The organism is Nocardioidaceae bacterium (assembly GCA_018672315.1).
Taxonomy (GTDB): domain Bacteria; phylum Actinomycetota; class Actinomycetes; order Propionibacteriales; family Nocardioidaceae; genus TYQ2.
In genome coordinates this window covers 1,478,740-1,496,147 of the sequence record CP076053.1, presented here as the reverse complement: position 1 = coordinate 1,496,147, position 17,408 = coordinate 1,478,740, and the positions used below count along the sequence as shown (strand labels likewise).

Annotated in this window: 20 protein-coding genes; 8 read left to right on the top strand and 12 right to left on the bottom strand. The window is 69.4% G+C overall.

The window, feature by feature from the left end; all coding sequences use genetic code 11:
- Positions 1–23: 23 nt before the first annotated feature.
- A complete protein-coding gene (locus tag KLP28_06990) occupies positions 24–467 on the top strand; it encodes a hypothetical protein (protein QWC86420.1) in 444 nt (147 codons plus the stop codon).
- Here KLP28_06990 and KLP28_06985 read toward each other — a convergent pair.
- From KLP28_06985 to dnaB, 6 genes are all read right to left on the bottom strand, one after another.
- Positions 456–884 (bottom strand): hypothetical protein, encoded by a 429-nt coding sequence (locus tag KLP28_06985; GenBank protein ID QWC86419.1) that lies wholly within the window; start codon positions 882–884, stop codon positions 456–458. The genes KLP28_06990 and KLP28_06985 overlap by 12 nt on opposite strands.
- 375 nt (positions 885–1,259) lie before the next feature.
- Complete coding sequence (locus tag KLP28_06980; GenBank protein QWC86418.1) at positions 1,260–1,643, bottom strand: hypothetical protein; 384 nt, start codon at positions 1,641–1,643, stop codon at positions 1,260–1,262.
- Positions 1,644–1,727: 84 nt separating this feature from the next.
- On the bottom strand, positions 1,728–1,865 hold the full coding sequence (locus KLP28_06975) for a hypothetical protein (GenBank protein ID QWC86417.1): 138 nt from the start codon (positions 1,863–1,865) through the stop codon (positions 1,728–1,730).
- Between the two features lie 495 nt (positions 1,866–2,360).
- Positions 2,361–3,038 carry a hypothetical protein gene (locus KLP28_06970; protein ID QWC86416.1) on the bottom strand — a complete coding sequence of 226 codons (678 nt, stop codon included), beginning with the start codon at positions 3,036–3,038 and terminating at the stop codon, positions 2,361–2,363.
- Between the two features lie 73 nt (positions 3,039–3,111).
- Positions 3,112–3,444 (bottom strand): hypothetical protein, encoded by a 333-nt coding sequence (locus KLP28_06965; protein ID QWC86415.1) that lies wholly within the window; start codon positions 3,442–3,444, stop codon positions 3,112–3,114.
- 220 nt (positions 3,445–3,664) lie between these two features.
- Complete coding sequence (gene dnaB / locus KLP28_06960; protein QWC86861.1) at positions 3,665–5,020, bottom strand: replicative DNA helicase; 1,356 nt, start codon at positions 5,018–5,020, stop codon at positions 3,665–3,667.
- Positions 5,021–5,591: 571 nt separating this feature from the next.
- On the opposite strand from dnaB, the gene KLP28_06955 reads away from it, so the two are divergent.
- Both KLP28_06955 and KLP28_06950 read left to right on the top strand, forming a co-directional pair.
- Positions 5,592–6,191: a hypothetical protein gene (locus tag KLP28_06955; GenBank protein QWC86414.1), complete on the top strand. Its 600-nt coding sequence runs from the start codon at positions 5,592–5,594 to the stop codon at positions 6,189–6,191.
- Between the two features lie 80 nt (positions 6,192–6,271).
- Positions 6,272–7,384, top strand: a complete 1,113-nt coding sequence (locus KLP28_06950; protein ID QWC86413.1) for a hypothetical protein — start codon at positions 6,272–6,274, stop codon at positions 7,382–7,384.
- Positions 7,385–7,462: 78 nt separating this feature from the next.
- On the opposite strand, the gene rplI is transcribed toward KLP28_06950, so the two are convergent.
- From rplI to KLP28_06925, 5 genes are all read right to left on the bottom strand, one after another.
- Positions 7,463–7,906, bottom strand: a complete 444-nt coding sequence (gene rplI, locus KLP28_06945) for a 50S ribosomal protein L9 (protein ID QWC86412.1) — start codon at positions 7,904–7,906, stop codon at positions 7,463–7,465.
- A 14-nt stretch (positions 7,907–7,920) separates the two neighbouring features.
- A complete protein-coding gene (rpsR, locus tag KLP28_06940) occupies positions 7,921–8,157 on the bottom strand; it encodes a 30S ribosomal protein S18 (protein ID QWC86411.1) in 237 nt (78 codons plus the stop codon).
- A gap of 87 nt (positions 8,158–8,244) precedes the next feature.
- On the bottom strand, positions 8,245–8,847 hold the full coding sequence (locus KLP28_06935; protein ID QWC86410.1) for a single-stranded DNA-binding protein: 603 nt from the start codon (positions 8,845–8,847) through the stop codon (positions 8,245–8,247).
- A gap of 105 nt (positions 8,848–8,952) precedes the next feature.
- On the bottom strand, positions 8,953–9,243 hold the full coding sequence (gene rpsF, locus KLP28_06930) for a 30S ribosomal protein S6 (protein QWC86409.1): 291 nt from the start codon (positions 9,241–9,243) through the stop codon (positions 8,953–8,955).
- 132 nt (positions 9,244–9,375) lie between these two features.
- Complete coding sequence (locus KLP28_06925; GenBank protein QWC86408.1) at positions 9,376–9,666, bottom strand: hypothetical protein; 291 nt, start codon at positions 9,664–9,666, stop codon at positions 9,376–9,378.
- A gap of 147 nt (positions 9,667–9,813) precedes the next feature.
- On the opposite strand from KLP28_06925, the gene KLP28_06920 reads away from it, so the two are divergent.
- The 5 genes from KLP28_06920 to KLP28_06900 all read left to right on the top strand — a co-directional run bounded on the left by KLP28_06920 (position 9,814) and on the right by KLP28_06900 (position 15,124).
- Positions 9,814–10,632 (top strand): deoxyribonuclease IV, encoded by an 819-nt coding sequence (locus KLP28_06920; GenBank protein ID QWC86407.1) that lies wholly within the window; start codon positions 9,814–9,816, stop codon positions 10,630–10,632.
- Between the two features lie 76 nt (positions 10,633–10,708).
- Positions 10,709–12,049: an HNH endonuclease gene (locus KLP28_06915; protein ID QWC86406.1), complete on the top strand. Its 1,341-nt coding sequence runs from the start codon at positions 10,709–10,711 to the stop codon at positions 12,047–12,049.
- Between the two features lie 48 nt (positions 12,050–12,097).
- On the top strand, positions 12,098–13,255 hold the full coding sequence (locus tag KLP28_06910) for an aminoacyltransferase (GenBank protein ID QWC86860.1): 1,158 nt from the start codon (positions 12,098–12,100) through the stop codon (positions 13,253–13,255).
- The gene (locus KLP28_06905; GenBank protein ID QWC86405.1) at positions 13,252–14,028 is read left to right on the top strand and encodes a crotonase/enoyl-CoA hydratase family protein; all 777 of its coding nucleotides are present in this window, start codon (positions 13,252–13,254) and stop codon (positions 14,026–14,028) included. Before KLP28_06910 ends, KLP28_06905 begins: the two co-directional genes overlap by 4 nt.
- 13 nt (positions 14,029–14,041) lie before the next feature.
- Positions 14,042–15,124 carry an alanine racemase gene (locus KLP28_06900; GenBank protein QWC86404.1) on the top strand — a complete coding sequence of 361 codons (1,083 nt, stop codon included), beginning with the start codon at positions 14,042–14,044 and terminating at the stop codon, positions 15,122–15,124.
- 4 nt (positions 15,125–15,128) lie between these two features.
- Here the strand turns inward: KLP28_06900 and KLP28_06895 are convergent, their stop codons facing one another.
- Positions 15,129–17,306 (bottom strand): penicillin-binding protein, encoded by a 2,178-nt coding sequence (locus KLP28_06895; protein QWC86403.1) that lies wholly within the window; start codon positions 17,304–17,306, stop codon positions 15,129–15,131.
- Positions 17,307–17,408 lie beyond the last annotated feature (102 nt).

Here is a 17,408-nt window from a genome sequence, read left to right as displayed (position 1 = left end):
GGGTACATCTTAGGGTGCCTGTCATGGCATATGTCGGGATCGCGGTTCGGATCGAACAGGGGAAGCCGCGGCTACGTGGAGTAGTTCTCGACGGGACGAACGTCGCTACGTTCGATTATCTCGCGCCGGATACAGACGACGTAGCCGAAAAGATCATCGCCATCTCTGACGGTCTCGATGGCAGGCTCAGCGCCCTGAGCGCAATCGAGCGAATTGTGGTCCGACAGGGCGATGATGGCGCCCGCGGTGGGCTGACCGGGCCGACGGTGCTGCGATTGCGTGCAGAAGGCGCGGCGATCTACATCGCCCGTCAGTACTGCAGCGATGTGCGTGTGTTCAGTGGGCCACAGGTCGGGACGGCGTGCGGGAACGGCCTGGCGGACGCAGAAGAGCAAGCGAAGAAGATCGCGGCTGCAAAGTGGAAGGTCGCCGCCTCTGCGGCGTTGGCGGCACGGTCAGTCAAGTAGGCCGTTGACGTCCACGTGGTCGGCTTCAATGGCTTCCTGGTTGAGACGTGGCGATGCCCGCCATACCCAGGCTGCGACCCAGTCGGCCCCCGCCAGTCGGACTTCGCGAACGGCTCGCTCGACGACGCCATGACCGACAGCAACGGCATCGACGACCATGACCTTGGTGTGGCGTTGCTGCATCGTTCCAGGGGCTGCATGTTGAAGCGCGCCCTTACTCATGACGGATGCGGCACCCACGATGAGTGCCCCTTGTCTGCCGACGGGCCGGACGGCCACGTCGCCCGCACTTGCCACCGCGTCGAGAAGCGCGGCCGCCGCCGACGTGAGCACGTCGTGGTCGGTTAGGGCGTCGGCGTGGTGAGCACCGAGCAACGCGGACTCCATGAGTGAACCGGCTGGAATCGTGACTGTCATTGCCGCCTCCTGTTCAACGCGCGACACTGTTACTTAGTTTCACAGTAAGGGTGACCACTGACATGTCCCAGCAGGCACGCGGGCAACGCGGCCCGAAGCCGAACCCGAACCGGGGTGAACCCATCGGGTACCGGGTCACGCCACGGACCCGATTCGAACTGCAGGTCGCAGCCGCGTTCGTCGGAACGACGTCTTATCAGGAGACGATTGATCTCGCCGTGCAGGACTTTCTCTCTCGCCTCCGTCGTGACGCGGACGGCTACTCAGAAGCCTTGGATCGCGCGGAGGCCCATCAGCAGTCCCGCGCCGGGGTCAGACCGCTGGGGCCGACGCCCTCGTGACGCCACATGCAGGTGAAGCCACCTGCAGGAGCGATCAGTAGTTCTCGCTGATATAGGCGTAGGCGTTGTCGAACAGCGGACCGGTGGGCGGAAGTCTGTACTTGTTGAGAACGAGACGCAGTTCCTTGCGGACGGTGCGGTCGCCTTCCTGGGTGTCGTTCCAGCCGGTGTAGCGGACCTGGCGGACGATGGTGTCGATGTCTCGGACGACGTCGTCGACGATGACGGGGGTGCCGTCGGGCTTGTACTCGTTGACGATCTGGGTGAGCGCGCCGACGTGCGGGTTGAGCAGATGACCGCCGTTGTCGTCGAGGGTGCCGTCGGCTTCCATTTTCTCGGCGACCACAGCAGTCTTGGCGACTTCGAGTGCCTTCTTGAGGAACTCGCGGCCGGTCGGATGCGAGGTCATGTCTGGCATCGCCCGCACCCGACCTGGCCCGTTATGGCTGACCGATGCTCTGAGAGCCACGGCCACCACGGACTGGCGGTCGTCAACGACTGGCTACTTCTTCGGCTTCTTCACCGACTCGTTGACCGTGGTCTTTGGGCTGCGCTTGACCGTGGACTGCTTCACGAACCGACCGGACACGGCGCTCCGCCCGCGCTTGCCGCCGCCGCTGCTGGATTTGCTGCTGGCCATGGGGCCCTCCCTGGTGTCGGAGGGGCTCTGCTGGCCCCTCATCCGATTCAAGGGTGCAGCGGACCACCGACAGTTCTGCGGTCCCAGAGACAGCGCCCTGGATTTCAAGAGGGCCCGCACTCAGTCATCGTCAGAAGATGAGGTGCCCGCAGATCCGGACGGCGGCTTCACCGACTCCGGGGGGCGGGCACCGGCGGGGGGTTTCCAACCGCGTTGACCGCCCTTCTTCGTCGAATCGGAGAACGGAGTTGACTTCCGACCCGGCTTGGTGGGCTCCTGCCCCTTTGGGGTCTTTTCATTTGGCACGGCTAACTCCTGCTGATCCTTTAGGAGGGTTCTTGACGTACCGGCCAGTCTTCGCTGACCGGTTCGATTTGGACACCTTGGACCCCCCAGTCGCGGCCGACCTTCCCTTCTTGGACGAAGACTTCGGGGCCTTGGCAGCCGACGTAGACCCACCGGAGTAGCCGCCGCCAGCGGGGGGGAGCCACTTCGTCATCCCTTCTCACCTACCTGTTCGGCTGCGCCGTCCTCGTCGGGTCGGAGGACTTGCAGCAACTGTAGGTCCGAGCAGTCGAGCAGTACTCCGGCTGAGCCTGGAACCTCTCCTTCGAATGTCCCGTCCTCAGACACCACGTAGGCACGTTCGAGGAACAGTTGCTGGGGCTCCGGGAAGGAGGTGGCGTACGAGTTGGCGCCGTAGTAACCGCCCGCCCATCTGCCCTCGCGGTTCAATACCCGGATGAAGCATTCACCTGAGGACTGGAATGTCTTGTCCCATGCCGTCGGTGTGACGTCGTAGGTGACGAATTCCGGCAGTCGCTCTTGCGCCCATTCGCGCAGTCGGGTCACCCAATCCCACTCCGGTAGACGCACGAGAGCCACGACAGAGGGGATCACGATCCCTCCGGCGAGCGCGAGAAGGGCAGCCAGACGCGGATGCGCCAGGACGAACCCGCGCCCCTCAACGGCGTCGACGAGATGCCGCCCCAGGATGGCGACGTAGACCAGACCGAATATGGCGGACGCGACGACCGCTCTGACGATGCGGGCGGAGAGTTCAACGTCAAGCGGCAGTCGCCCGCGAACAGAGATTCGGACCGACTGATAGACGAAGCCGGGCACCACGAACGTGAGGAACAGCAGCAGTTGAGGTACGGACTGAGGTGCCATCGCCTACTCCTCGCTGGTCTCGGCTTGCTGTCACTCCGGCCGAGCGCCACCGGTTTACTCGTATCGGATGCGTTCAGCGGCTTCGAAGCGCCTTCGCCCTGCTCAGGCGTTGAGAAAGTTGCGGAGGCTTAGATCCAGGAGCGTGCGGTTGGGCAGCGAAGCGTTCGAGAACTGCCACTTCAGCGTCCAGGTCGCCGTTCTTGCGGTAGATGATGGCGGCCTGCTCGTAGTACGAGGGAGCGACACCCCACTGCTTTCCTTGGTGCGCGGCCTCTGCTTCGGTGGCGTCCATGAGGTGCGTTAGAAGGAGCAGGGCGTCCTCGTTTCGTCCTGACCGCCTCAAAGTCTTCACCTCTTCAACCCATTCAGTGAAGTGACGTCCACGGTGATAACCGGCTTCGCTCATCAATGAGTCCTCGACTTGGTGACCTGCCAGCACTGGCTTCGTGACGCCGTGTCCCTGGCTCCTCGGACACCCTGTGGATGAACGACAGACGATGACAGCGCTGACGTCTCATGTCGTTGCTCCACAACAGGCACTGACACGATCTGTCGTTCCACTGACATTTCGGTGTCGCCGTCCGCTGACATCTGGCGTCGTTCCACTGACATCTAGATGTCGCGCCTCAGCCGTGGGCCATGTCGACGAAGCGGGAGTAGTGGCCCTGGAAGCTGACGGTCACGTCGCGGGTCGGGCCGTTGCGGTGCTTCGCCACGATGAGGTCGGCCTCGCCGAGGCGGCTGGACTCCTTGTCGTACGCGTCCTCGCGGTGCAGCAGGATGACCATGTCGGCGTCCTGCTCGATCGAGCCGGACTCGCGCAGGTCGGAGACCATGGGGCGCTTGTCGGAGCGCTGCTCGGGGCCACGGTTGAGCTGGCTCAGGGCGATGACGGGGATCTCGAGCTCCTTGGCGAGCAGCTTGATCTGCCGGGAGAACTCCGAGACCTCCAGCTGCCGCGACTCGACCTTCTTGCCGGAGCTCATCAGCTGCAGGTAGTCGATGACGACGAGCTGCAGGTCGTGCTTCTGCTTGAGCCGGCGGGCCTTGGCCCGGATCTCCATCATGGTCAGGTTCGGGGAGTCGTCGATGAACATCGGGGCGTCGTTGACCTCGCCCATCTTGCGCGCCAGGCGCGCCCAGTCGTCGTCGGTCATGTTGCCGTTGCGCAGGTGGTTGAGCGGGATGCGGGCCTCGGCCGAGAGCAGACGCATCATGATCTCGTTGCGCGTCATCTCCAGGCTGAAGATCGCCGAGGTGCGGTTGTGGTGGATCGAGGCCGCGCGGCAGAAGTCGAGGCCGAGGGTCGACTTGCCCATCGCGGGACGGGCGGCGATGACGATCATCTGGCCCGGGTGGAGACCGTTGGTCAGGTCGTCGAGGTCGGCGAAGCCGGTGGGCACCCCGACCATCTCCCCGTTGCGGTTGGAGATCGTCTCGATCTCCTCCAGGGCGCCCTCCATGATCTCCGAGAGCCGGGCGTAGTCCTCGCTCGCCCGCTTCTCGGTGACCTGGTAGACCTCGGCCTGGGCGGTGTCGACGACGTCGTCGACCTGGCCCTCGCCGGCGTAGCCCATCTGCACGATCCGCGTCCCCGCCTCGACCAGCCGCCGCAGGATCGCCTTCTCGCGGACGATCTCGGCGTAGTGCGCGGCGTACGCGGCCATGGGCACCGCCGCGGTCAAGGTGTGCAGGTACGGCGCGCCGCCCACCCGCGCCAGCTCGCCCTTGCGGGTCAAGGTGGCCGCGACCGTGATCGGGTCGGCGGGCTCGTTGCCCCCGTAGAGGTCGACGACGGCGTCGAAGATCGCCTCGTGGGCGGGGCGGTAGAAGTCTGCGCCCCGCAGCGTCTCGATGCAGTCGGCGATCGCGTCCTTGCTCAGCATCATCGCGCCGAGCACCGACCGCTCGGCGTCGAGGTCCTGCGGCGGCGTACGCCCCACCTGGCTGCCGCGCCCGTCGGACTCGGCCAGCCACCGCATGGCCTCGGCATCGGCCTCGTCGTCGACCCCGGCCTCGTGCCTGACCACGCTCACGGCTGCCCCTCTCCCGACTGCTCACTTCGGCCACGGCCCGCACCGGCGGACCGCGGTCGACGTCTTGTCCCGATCACACACCCGACCTCTGACACTCCACGTCCACCGTGCTCCGGCCCGGGGAGCGACGACGGCCGCGAGGGTCTTCCCCGACCCCTCGCGGCGACGCCGGACGCTGAACGTATGGGACGCGCGGGACGTGTGCCAACCGCGTTATCCACAACATCTGTGGACAGCGGTGGATAACTCGCCGGTCCACGCGGGGTCCCTGTGCACAGGATGTTGACAAACCAGTGGACAACACGACGAGGAATCCGTCGACAGCGTCACTGACCTGCGGCTTCGCGCAGTTCCGCTGTGTAAACAAGAAAGTTCTGCAACACGCCGCGAGCCCGGGGGTGTGACACGCCGGACACGCCGAAGCCGCGTGGAAGACACCTTCTCGTCATGCTGTCAAGCCCGCTCCGGCCCATTATCCACAGTCGGGAGCAGCCAGGCCGCAGGCTACGGTGACGGGGTGACGCCGCTGCAGAGACTCGGCATGGGAGTTCTCTTCCTGCTCGTCCCCGTGAGGTTCGCGCCGACTGAGGTCACCGGCCCCTTCGGACCGGTCGTCGTGTTCTTCGACGGCCTCCCGAACCCTGTCGGCTGGGCCCTGGTCATCTGGGGGCTGCTCGCCCTGCCGGCCGCCTTCCCACGCCGGCAGGAGCTCCTCGCGGGAGCACTCGTGTCGCTCGCGGTGTCGGTGCCGCTGTGGTTCCCCGACGTCCAGGAGGTCACGATCCTGACCCCTGAGCTCGGATGGGTCGCGAGCCTCCCGCAGGGACTGACGCTGCTGCTCCTCTGCCTCGCCCTCCTCGCCGCCCCCGCGAACGGCTTCTGCGACGACCTGCCACCGGGGCGCCGCTTCCCCGACTTCGGGCTGCGGGCCACCGCCATCGCCCTCGGGGTCTCCCTGGCCGCGCCACCCCTGATCTTCGGCGGCGGTCTCACCGTGCTGGCCCTGCCGGCCGATGCCGCGGTGAGCCTCGGGCTGATCTACCTGATCTGGACGCTGTTCCGCCTCCACCGGTACGTGCCGGGCGCCGTCGCCCCCGAGCGGAGCACGAGCGGTTGACGCAACCTCGCCCGTGAGGGCCCGGATCCTCCTACCCTGAGCTGGGGCCGCCGGGGCCCGGGGGACGAGGGAGACCGACCATGAGTCACACGCCACGGCGTACGCACGCCCTGCACCGGTCGCTGGCGCGAGGCCTGGCCGTCGCCCTCCTCGCGCCCACGCTCGTCGTCCTGGCCGGTCCCGGCGCCCACGCCGGTCCGCTGGACGACCTGCTCGGCGCCGGCCCCTGTCTCCCGCTCCCGGGCATCGACGACTGCGACACCGCAGCTCCCGAGACCCTCATCGACACCGTCACGCCCACACCGGTCGACGGCTACGTCACCACCGGCCGCGTCTCCTTCGCCTTCAGCGCCGTGGACGACCGCGAGGACGCGACGCTGAGCTTCGAGTGCCGCCTCGTACGGCCCGCGGACCAGGAGCCGGCATGGTCCTCGTGCGATGCCACCGAGGGGGCCGCGTACGACGTCAGCGACAGCGAGGCGGACGGTTACCGCTTCGAGGTGCGCGCCACCGACGACGCGGTCACCTTCCCGGCGGAGCCGTCACCCAACACCGATGCGACCCCGGCGGTGCAGTCCTTCGGTGTCGACACCACCGCTCCGGACACCTTCCGCTTCAGCGGGCCGCGGTTCTACGAGCCGTCGCGCGTCGCCGAGTTCGTGCACGGATCCTCCGACGCCGGTGACGGGTTCGTCTGCACCCTGGACCGGCGGCCTGTCGCCTGCGACGAGCAGTACCTGAAGCTCGTCGGACTCAGCAGCGGCCGGCACCGCGTCACCGTCGCGGCGGTGGACGCGCGCGGCAACGTCGATCCGACGCCGGAGGCGACCACGTGGTGGGTGCCGCGCAACCGCATCGGCACGACGAGCGAGCGCTCACGGTGGACGAAGGAGACGCGCGCGGGCGCCTTCGACGGTGACGTGCTGGTGACCGAGCAGCGCCGTGCTCAGCTCAGTCGCAAGGTCACTCGCGCCACACGCATCGGTGTGGTGGTGGAGAAGGGACGCGACCGCGGGCGGCTGCGGGTCGCGTTCAACCGCACGAGGCTCGGCGTCATCGACCTCGCGCAGCCTCGGCAAGGCACCGAGACGGTCGAGTTCGACCTGCCAGGGCGTACGAGGCGTGCCGGCACGGTGCGTCTGGTCCCGCTGGACGACAAGACGGTGGCGGTGGACGCGTTCTTCGCCTCGTGAGACTCATCGGGACAGACGAAGGGCCGCCCCCCGGTCGGGGAGCGGCCCTTCGTGCGTACGCGTCGGTGGTGCTTGCGATCAGGCGGCGACGACGTTCAGCGTGACGGTGGCCTCGACCTCGTCGTGCACGCGGACGAGCACCTGGTGGGTGCCCAGGCTGCGGATCGGCTGGTCGATCACGATCTTGCGCTTGTCGACCTTGGCGCCGGTCTCCTCGATCGCCGAGGCGATCTCGGTGACGCTGACGGAGCCGAAGAGGCGCCCCTCTGCACCGGAGCGCACCTGGACCTGCACGGGGTTGGCCTCGAGGCCGGCCTTGATCTGCTTGGCCTGGTCGAGGTCACGCACCTCGCGCGAGGCGCGGGCGGCCTTGATGGAGTCGACGGTCTTCTGACCGCCGCGGGTCCAGCGGGTGCCGAGGCCCCGCGGGATGAGGTAGTTGCGGCCGTAGCCGTCCTTGACCTCGACGACGTCGCCGGCGGCACCGAGACCGGTGACCTCCTGGGTGAGGATGAGCTTCATGTCTCCCGCCCCTCTCAGCGAGCCGTGGACGTGTAGGGCAGCAGCGCGACCTCGCGGGCGTTCTTGACCGCGATGGCGACGTCGCGCTGGTGCTGCACGCAGTTGCCGGTGACCCGACGCGCGCGGATCTTGCCGCGGTCGGAGATGAACTTGCGGAGGAGGTTGGCGTCCTTGTAGTCGACGACCGTGTCCTTCTCCTTGCAGAACTGGCAGACCTTCTTCTTGGGCTTGCGCAACACTGCCTTGGCCATTGTGGTGCTCCTTCTCTGAGCCCGGCTCGCGCCGGAATGGTGGCTGTCTGGTTGGTGGTGCTGTGTCCGAGTCGCCGTGTCGGCGGATCAGAACGGGGGCTCGTCGCCGCCCTGGTTGGCCCACGGGTCTCCCCCGGAGCCGCCCTGGCCGGGCACGCCCCAGCCGCCGCCCCCACCGGAGTTGCCCCCGGAGTTGCCGCCGCCGGAACCGCCCTGGTTGCCCTGACCACCCTGGTTGCCCCAGGGGTCCTGCGCGGCGCCGCCACCGCCGGGGTTGCCCCCGCGGTTGCCACCGCCGCCGCCGCCGAAGCCGCCGCCTCCGCCGCCCGTGGTGCGGGCGACCTTGGCCGTCGCGTACTTCAGGGACGGACCGACCTCTTCGACCTCGAGCTCGAAGACGGTGCGCTTCTCACCCTCGCGGGTCTCGTACGACCGCTGCTTGAGGCGACCCTGGACGACGACGCGCATGCCCTTTTGCAAGGACTCCGCGACGTTCTCGGCCGCCTGCCGCCAGACCGAGCAGGACAGGAACAGCGCTTCGCCGTCCTTCCACTCGTTGGTCTGGCGGTCGAAGGTGCGCGGCGTCGAGGCGATCCGGAAGTTCGCCACGGCCGCACCCGAGGGGGTGAAGCGCAGCTCCGGGTCGTCGACGAGGTTGCCGACGACGGTGATGACGGTCTCGCCTGCCATGGGGGCTCCCGATGTCTGGGGTCAGTCTGGGGTCAGGGGGTTGCTGGTGGCTGATCCTGCCTGCGTACGCCGACAGAATCGAGTGGCCAGCGACTGATCTGTGGATCAGTGCGCGTCGGGGCGCATGACCTTGGTGCGGAGCACGGACTCGTTGAGTCCGAGCTGGCGGTCCAGCTCCTTGACGGTGGCGGGCTCCGCGGAGAGGTTGACGACGGCGTAGATGCCCTCGGCGTTCTTGCGGATCTCGTACGCCAGACGACGACGTCCCCAGACGTCGACGTTCTCGACGGTGCCACCGTCGTTGCGGACCAGGTTGAGGTAGTTCTCGAGTGACGGGGCGATCGTGCGCTCGTCCAGGCTCGGGTCCAGGATGATCATCAGCTCGTAGCTGCGCATGGCGATCTCCACCTCCTTCGGACTGAAGCGGCCGCGGTCTCTCCGCGGCAGGAGGGCTCATGCATGTGCTGGCCGCGCATCGGACGCGACAGCGACACGCCAGAGTAGCCGAGCGTGGGGTCCTACGCCCAATCAGCGATCCGGGCTGGAGCAGGCGTCCGTGCTTCCAACTCTCCATGTGCCGTCGTCGAGCCACTCAAGTTCGAAGCTCATCCGCGCGGCGCCACCCCCGTCGGACCAGTGGTCGTAGATGCCGTGCGAGCGCGAACCGGTGTCGCAGGTCAACGAGGTCGGCACGATCGGCTTCGAGACGACGGGACCAGGTGGCGTCGAGGTTCCTACCGTCTGGGCGACCTCGTCGCTGGCGCAGCCCATCAGCACGGCCAGCAGTAGAGCCGTCGCACACGTGATGAGGGACCTCACCTTTCGAATCCTCCCGATCTCTCGCAGAGTGCGATGACGCTGCGTGGTCGCGGCCTACCGCGGAGGTGTCGGACGCTCAGATCTCACGATGGGGATCTGACCTGTTCGGTTCGACCGGTTCCGTGACCGCCAGGCATGCTCGGGCCCATGAGTGAGACCGCCGTACGTCTGGGAGCCCACGTCCACGGAGACCCGGTAGCCGAGGCCGAGGCCCGCGGCGTCGACCTCGTGCAGATCTTCCTGGGCGACCCGCAGTCCTGGAAGGGTCCGGCGCTCGAGCGCGACGGCGGGGTCGCGCAGCTGCGGGCCGACGCCGAGGCGGCCGGGCTCGCGATCGTGGTGCACGCGCCGTACGTCATCAATGTCGCGAGCACGAACAATCGTGTCCGCATGCCGAGTCGCAAGCTGCTCACCCAGCACCTGGCTGCTGCCACAGAGCTCGGCGCGGTCGGTCTGGTGGTGCACGGCGGCCACGTGACGGCGAAGGACGACCCCGCGAAGGGTGCCGACAACTGGCGCAAGGCGATCGAGGCTGCCGAGCTCGACGCCGCGAAGACCCCGGTTCTCATCGAGAACACCGCGGGGGGTGACCACGCGATGGCGCGACGTCTCGATGCCTGGAGTCGATTGTGGGAGGCGGTGCAGTCGGCGGAGGGCGGCGAGCACGTCGGCGTTTGCCTGGACACCTGCCACGCCCACGCCGGCGGCATCGACCTGACCGGGGCCGTCGAGGCGATGACCGGCATCACCGGCCGTCTCGACCTGGTGCACGCCAACGACTCCCGCGACGACTTCGACTCCGGTGCCGACCGGCACGCCAACCTCGGCCAGGGCCACGCGGACCCCGATGCACTCGCCGCCTGCATCGCACAGGCGCGTACGCACGGGGCGCACGCGCTGCTCGAGACCCCCGGCGACGCCGACCAGCACCGCGAGGACCTGGAGTGGCTCCGAGCCAGGCTGTAGGTCACGGACGACGTCCTTGCGTGAACAACTGCAGGGGCCTCTTGTATTCGAACACATGTTCGAATAGCATGCAGGCATGACCTCGCTCCTGGACCCCGCCCCGATCGTTGGGCGGTCGCGTGAGCGGGGTCCTCGGGAGACGGTCAGCTCGGTTCATGACGCCCTCGACGCCGCGGGTCCGGTCGAGGGGTTGTCGTCGCGGGAGTGTGATGCGTTGATCGCCGAGGTTGCTCGGGCGAGGGCGCGGTTGCAGGCGTACGAGCTGCGGCTGGTCGCCGCGGCTGCGAAGACGACCGTGGCCTCTGATGCGGGGGTGCGTACGACCAGCGACTGGCTCGCGGCCCGCACCCGCACCACCGGTGCAGCCGCTGCCCGCACCGTGGGTCTGGCTGCCGACCTCGATGACCGGCTCCCGGCGACCGGGCAGGCCCTGGACGCCGGGCTGGTCTCCCGCGAGCACGCCGCGGTGATCGCACACGCCACCGCCCAGCTCCCGGCCGGGCTGTCCGCCCAGGACAAGGCCACCGTCGAGCAGCGGCTCGTCGAGCGCAGCCGCACCCTGGACCCGACCCAGCTGCGACGCCACGCCCGCCGGGTCCTCGAGGTCGTCGAACCCGACCCCGTCGTGGTCGATGCCCATGAGGACGCGCAGCTGGTCGATGAGGAGTCCCGGGCCCTGGCCAAGGCCCGGTTGACGCTGCACGACAACGCAGATGGCACTGTGACCGGGCACTTCACCGTCCCCCACCTGGCCGGGTCGGTGCTGCGCAAGATCCTGGCCGCGATGACCGCACCCCGCCGCGCCGCCCTCGGCGCCACCCAGGCACAAGGAGCTCAGCCGCTGGGTGACGGTGGGCGGGACTGGGCCCATGAGCGTGGGGTCGCGTTCGCGGACCTCCTCACCCACCTGCCCACCGACCGGCTGTCCGGCAAGACCGCGACCACGCTCGTGGTGACGATGGACCACACCACGCTCGCGGGGGCGGTGAAGGCGGCCGGGATCGACACCGGTGAGCGGCTCTCCTCCGCGACCACCCGGCGGCTCGCGTGCAGCTCCGGGCTCGTGCCCGTCTTGCTCGGTGGGGAGTCCCAACCGCTGGACCTCGGCCGGCAACGCCGCCTGTTCTCCGAGGCCCAACGCCTCGCGGGAGCGACCCGGCACACCACCTGCGCCGCGACCGGGTGCCAGACCCCCTACGCCTGGACCGAGCTGCACCACCGCAGACCCTGGTCCCACGGCGGCACCACCGATCTGGACGACATGGTCCCGTTGTGCGCGTTCCACCACCGCCGCATCCACGACGGCCGCTACGAGCATCGTCGAGAACGCGACGGCACCGTCACGTTCACGCAACGACCAGGCGGAGGCCCGCGGCGCGCGTTCGTCACCTCTTCGACCGGCGGCGACGACCGTTAGCCTCGCCCGGTGAGCATTCCCGTACGACCGGACACCGTGAAGCACTCGCTGCAGGTGCGCACCATCTCCGGCGAGCAGCACGCCGAGTTCCTGCGCCGCTGCCGGTCCGCCTCGTTCCTGCAGACGCCTGCCTGGGCGGCGGTGAAGCCCGAGTGGGCCGCTGAGTCGATCGGCTGGTTCACCCACGGCGCCACCGAGGCCGACGACGAGCTCGTCGGGGTCGGGCTGGTGCTCTACCGGCAGCTGCCGAAGGTGAAGCGCTACCTCGCCTACCTCCCCGAGGGACCCGTCATCGACTGGGCGAGCGACGACCTCGTGTCCTGGCTCGGCCCGATGAGCGACCACGTGAAGAAGAAGGGTGCCTTCGGCGTACGCATCGGCGCCCCCGTCGTCCACCGCCGGTGGGACGACGAGGCCATCAAGGACGGCATCAAGGACGAGTCCGCCACGGCCCTGACGGACCTGCCGCCGACCGGCCGCTACCAGGTCGGCGCCGCGGTCGTCGGACAGCTGCGCGACGCCGGCTGGGTCGAGCAGGGGCTCGGCGAGGGGTTCAGCGCGGGCCAGCCGCGCTTCAACTTCCACGTGCCTCTGCGCCACGACCTGCCCGACGGCGAGCCGCTCACCGAGGACGAAGCCCTCGCCCGCATGAACCAGCAGTGGCGCCGCAACATCCGCAAGGCCGACAAGGCCGGCGTACGCGTCACCCAGGGGTCCCTCGACCCCACTGACGGCGACCTCGCCGCCTTCCACGCCCTCTACGTCGAGACCGCGCAGCGCGACGGCTTCACTCCGCGACCGGCCTCGTACTTCGACACGATGGTCACCGCGCTCGGCGCCGAGGACCCGGACCGGATCCGCCTCTACCTCGCCCACCACGAGGGCGACCTGCTCGCCGCGACGATCTGGATCTCGGTGGGGACGCACGCCTGGTACTCCTACGGCGCCTCCTCGACGGTCCGTCGGGAGGTGCAGGCCTCCAACGCGGTGCAGTGGCAGATGATGCGCGACTCCCTCGCGCTCGGCTGCGACGTGTACGACCTGCGCGGCATCACCGACACCGTCGACGCGGAGGACGCCGAGATCGGGCTCATCCGCTTCAAGGTCGGCACGGGAGGCCAGGCCGTGGAGTACGTCGGCGAGTGGGACCTGCCGTTGCGGACACTGACGTACAAGGCGTTCGAGCTCTACATGAGCCGCCGGTGAGCTCACCCGTACGCGTCGAGCGCGACGGCCCCGTGACCACGGTCGTCCTGCACCGTCCCGAGGCCCGCAACGCCGTCGACGGGCCCACGGCTGCTGCCCTGGCCGACGCCTTCCGTGCGTTCGACGCCGACCCAGAGCAGCACGTCGCGGTGCTGTGGGGTGACGGCGGCACGTTCTGCGCCGGCGCCGACCTCAAGGGCATCGGCACCGACCGCAGCAACCGGGTGGACGACCTGCCCGCCGACGGTCCGATGGGACCGAGCCGCATGCAGCTCGGCAAGCCCGTCATCGCAGCCATCGAGGGGTACGCCGTCGCGGGCGGCCTCGAGCTCGCCGCCTGGTGCGACCTGCGCGTCGCCGCCTCCGACGCGGTGCTGGGCGTCTTCTGCCGTCGCTGGGGCGTGCCGCTCATCGACGGCGGCACCGTACGACTCCCCCGGCTGATCGGCGAGAGCCGCGCGATGGACCTCATCCTCACCGGGCGGGCCGTCGACGCGGACGAGGCCGAGCGCATCGGGCTGGTGAACCGCGTCGTCGAGCCGGGGCGTACGCGCGAGGCCGCCGAGGCCCTCGCCCACGAGCTCGCCGGCCTGCCGCAGACCTGCCTGCGCCGCGACCGGCTCAGCGTGCTCGAGACCGCGGGGCTCCCCGAGGGCGAGGCGCTCGCCGTCGAGCTGCGGCACGGCCGGGTCTCGCTCGCCGAGGCGCAGGCGGGAGCAGGCCGGTTCGCCGCGGGCGCCGGTCGACACGGCCGGCCGGACCCCGCGGTCTGACAGGATCGCCTGCGTGCCGCTGACCCTCTACGTCGACACCGACCGCTGGCAGACCCACCTGCGCGGGGTGATCGAGGCCGAGCCCCTGACGGTGCCGGTCATCAAGGGCAACGGGTACGGCCTGGGCCGCGAGCGTCTCGCCCGCCAGTCCGGCGACCTGGGCCTGGGCGTGGTCGCCGCCGGCACGTACGCCGAGGTCCCCGCCCTGCTCGACGCCTTCGACGGCGACGTCGTCGTGCTCAGCCCGTGGCGCTCCTTCGACGTCGGGCTCGCCGACCTGTCCGACCCCGCCCGCGCCGCCCGGGTGATCCACACCGTCGGACGCCTCGAGGACCTCGGAGCCCTCCAGGCCCTCCAGGCTCAGCAGGCCCGGCAGCAGCCAGACGTCGAGCCGCGGGTGCTGCTAGAGCGTCGCACGTCGATGCTGCGCCACGGCCTCGACGCCCGCGGCCTGCGACAGGCCGGTCGCGTGGCCCGCGAGGGTGGCGTACGCATCGAGGGCGTCTCCGCCCACTTCGGCCTCGCCGGCGCGCACCTCGCCGAGGCGCGTCGGGTCATGCTCGACGTGGTCGCGGCGGGACTGGACGGCGTCGACGTCTGGGTCTCCCACCTCACCGCCACCGAGGTGGCTCAGCTCCGCGCCGAGCACCCCGGCACCACCGTGCGCACCCGGTCGGGCACCGGGCTGTGGCTCGGCGAGCGGGACGCGCTCACGGTGCGGGCCACGGTGCTCGACATCCACCCCGTCGAGCGCGGCCAGGCGTACGGGTACCGCGGCCGCACCGCCCCGCGGGCCGGCGTCGTCATGGTCGTCTCGGGCGGCACCGCGCACGGTCTCGGCCTCGAGGCCCCGACCGGTGCCTCAGGTCTCCGGTCCCGCGCCGTCGCGCTCGCCAAGGGGGGCATGGACGCCGCCGGGTGGGTGCGGTCGCCGTTCACCGTCGACGGTGAGCAGCGCTACTTCGCCGAGCCGCCGCACATGCAGGCATCGATGCTCTTCGTGCCCCACGGGCCGCACCTGCCCGACGTCGGCGAGGAGGTGGACGTCCGCGTCCGCTTCACCACCGCGTCCTTCGACAGGGTCCTCACGACCTGAGCGCTCAGCCGTCCTCGTCGAACATCCTGCCGAGCAGACCCTGCTCGTCGCTCGGTGAGGAGCTCGGCGTCGGGGTCGGTGACGGCGTCGGGCTCGGGGTGGGCGTCGGCGTCGGCGTCGGACTCGGAGTCGGCGACTCCGAGGGCGTCGGGCTGGGGGTCGGCGACTCCGACGGCGTCGGGGAGGACGTCGGGCTGGGTGCCGAGGTCGGCTCCGGCGTCGACGTGGGAGTCGGCGGGGCCGTGCGTGCGTCGCCGTCCACGTCGCCCGGCGGCGGGAACTCGGCCACGTCGGTGCCCTCCAGGGCCCGGCTCATGACCGCGGCCCAGGTCTGGGCGGGGTAGACGGAGCCGAAGAACGACGGCAGGTAGCCGTCGAGAGGGTCGTTGCCGTCCCCGCGGGCATACATGACGGCCGTCGACAGCTGCGGCGTGTAGCCCACGAACCACGAGGAGGACACGTTGCCGTTGCCGTCGGTCGCGGTGCCCGTCTTGCCCGCTGCCGGGCGGCCGATCGACTGGACCGTCGACCCGGTGCCCTCCGCGACCACCTGCTGCAGCGCGTACGACGCGTCGTCCGCGACGTCCTGGCGCAGCACCCGGCGCGACTCGTCGAACTGCTCCCACAGCACCCGCCCGTCGAGATCGGTGACCTCCTCGAGCACGTGCACCGGCGTGTACTGACCGCGGTTGGCGATGGTGGCGTACGCGTTCGCCATGTCGATGGGCGAGATCGTCGCGGAGCCCAGCGCGATGCCGGTGTTGGCCTCCAGCCCCGGCGCGTTCTGCGGGATGCCCATGTTCGTGGCGGTGTTGAGCACCTTCTGGGCGCCCAGCTCGAGGGTGAGGTCGATGAAGGCGGTGTTGACCGAGTTCTCCGTCGCCGTCTCCAACGTGATCGCCGAACCGTAGGACTGGTTGCCCTGGTTCTCCACGTCGGTGCCGTCCGGCAGCACCAGCGGCGAGTTGCCGTCGAAGGTGTCGTCCAGGCTGAACCCGTTCTGCAGCGCGGCGGCGACCGCGAAGGCCTTGAACGTCGACCCGGGCGAGGAGCCCGTGGTCGCCCAGTTCAGCTGGGACTGCAGGTAGCCCTGGCCGGCGTAGAAGCCGCGCAGCGCGCCCGACCCCGGCTCCACCGAGGCCACGGCGACGTGGAGGTCCGAGGCCGGGAAGCCGTCGGGGCGTACGGCCTGCATCCCGTCGCGGGCCGCGTTCATCGCCGGCTGGGTCAGGCTCGTGCGTACGCGCAGACCGCCACCGTCGATCTCCTGCTCGCTGAAGCCCTCGGCCAGCAGCTCCTGCCGCACGAGGTCCAGCACGAAGCCGCGCTGACCGCCGTTGACGTTGCGGATCCTGATCTGCGGGAACCGCGGCAGGCTGCCGGTCAGCTCCGCGGCCTCGGACGCCTCGAGGGTGCCGGTCTCCACCATCGAGCGGATGACGTAGTCGTAGCGCTCCTGGAGCGCCTGCCGGTTGTCCTCGCCCGCCTTGGGGTCGAGGTTGCCGGGCGAGTTCAGCACGGCGGCGAGCACCGCGCCCTCGGCGACGGTCAGCTCGGAGGCCGACTTGTCGAAGAAGGCCTGGGCCGCGGCCTCGATGCCGTACGCCCCACGCCCGAAGTAGATGGTGTTCAGGTAGCCCTGGAGGATCTCGCGCTTGGACATCTGCTGCTGGATCTTCAGAGCGACGAACGCCTCCTTGACCTTGCGGGTCAGGGACTGCTCGGTGCTGAGGTAGAGCACCTTCACGTACTGCTGCGTGATCGTCGAGGCGCCCTGGGTGGCGTTGCCCTGCGCGTTGGAGAAGGCCGCCCGCACGATGCCGCGGGGGTCGATGCCCTTGTTGGAGTAGAAGGTGCGGTCCTCGGCGGCGATGACGGCGTCCTGCACGTGCTGCGGCACGTCCCCGAGGGGGACGGACTCGCGGCGCTGCTCCTCGAAGCGACCGATCTCGCGGTTGCCGCCGGCGTAGTAGACGTAGGTCGTCTGCGTCTGGAAGTCGCGGTTCGGGTCCGGCACGTCGGTGCTGGCGTACACGAAGAGGAAGACCGCGATGCCCGTCGCGGTGCCGAGCAGACCGGTGACCAGGACCCCCTTGAGGATCCGACGCCACAGGCTCCTGCCGCCGCTCTTCGTCGAGCGGCCGCCCTTCTGCGTGCGGGCGGTCTTCCCTGCGCTGCTCATCTGACCAGTATTGCGTCCCCCGCGTGGTGACATGCGTGACTTCCCTCGCGTGACCCCGCGTGTGAGTTCTCGTTATATCGGTTCGATATGTTCAACTGCTAC

Coding starts and splice junctions, on each gene's coding strand:
- dnaB (QWC86861.1), bottom strand. CDS start 5,020: ATGCGGTGGCTGGCCGAGTCCGACGGGCGCGGCAGCCAGGTGGGGCGT.
- KLP28_06920 (QWC86407.1), top strand. CDS start 9,814: ATGAGTGAGACCGCCGTACGTCTGGGAGCCCACGTCCACGGAGACCCG.
- KLP28_06965 (QWC86415.1), bottom strand. CDS start 3,444: ATGAGCGAAGCCGGTTATCACCGTGGACGTCACTTCACTGAATGGGTT.
- KLP28_06915 (QWC86406.1), top strand. CDS start 10,709: ATGACCTCGCTCCTGGACCCCGCCCCGATCGTTGGGCGGTCGCGTGAG.
- KLP28_06975 (QWC86417.1), bottom strand. CDS start 1,865: ATGGCCAGCAGCAAATCCAGCAGCGGCGGCGGCAAGCGCGGGCGGAGC.
- KLP28_06990 (QWC86420.1), top strand. CDS start 24: ATGGCATATGTCGGGATCGCGGTTCGGATCGAACAGGGGAAGCCGCGG.
- rpsR (QWC86411.1), bottom strand. CDS start 8,157: ATGGCCAAGGCAGTGTTGCGCAAGCCCAAGAAGAAGGTCTGCCAGTTC.
- KLP28_06895 (QWC86403.1), bottom strand. CDS start 17,306: ATGAGCAGCGCAGGGAAGACCGCCCGCACGCAGAAGGGCGGCCGCTCG.
- KLP28_06980 (QWC86418.1), bottom strand. CDS start 1,643: ATGCCAGACATGACCTCGCATCCGACCGGCCGCGAGTTCCTCAAGAAG.
- rplI (QWC86412.1), bottom strand. CDS start 7,906: ATGAAGCTCATCCTCACCCAGGAGGTCACCGGTCTCGGTGCCGCCGGC.
- KLP28_06985 (QWC86419.1), bottom strand. CDS start 884: ATGACAGTCACGATTCCAGCCGGTTCACTCATGGAGTCCGCGTTGCTC.
- KLP28_06950 (QWC86413.1), top strand. CDS start 6,272: ATGAGTCACACGCCACGGCGTACGCACGCCCTGCACCGGTCGCTGGCG.
- rpsF (QWC86409.1), bottom strand. CDS start 9,243: ATGCGCAGCTACGAGCTGATGATCATCCTGGACCCGAGCCTGGACGAG.
- KLP28_06935 (QWC86410.1), bottom strand. CDS start 8,847: ATGGCAGGCGAGACCGTCATCACCGTCGTCGGCAACCTCGTCGACGAC.
- KLP28_06970 (QWC86416.1), bottom strand. CDS start 3,038: ATGGCACCTCAGTCCGTACCTCAACTGCTGCTGTTCCTCACGTTCGTG.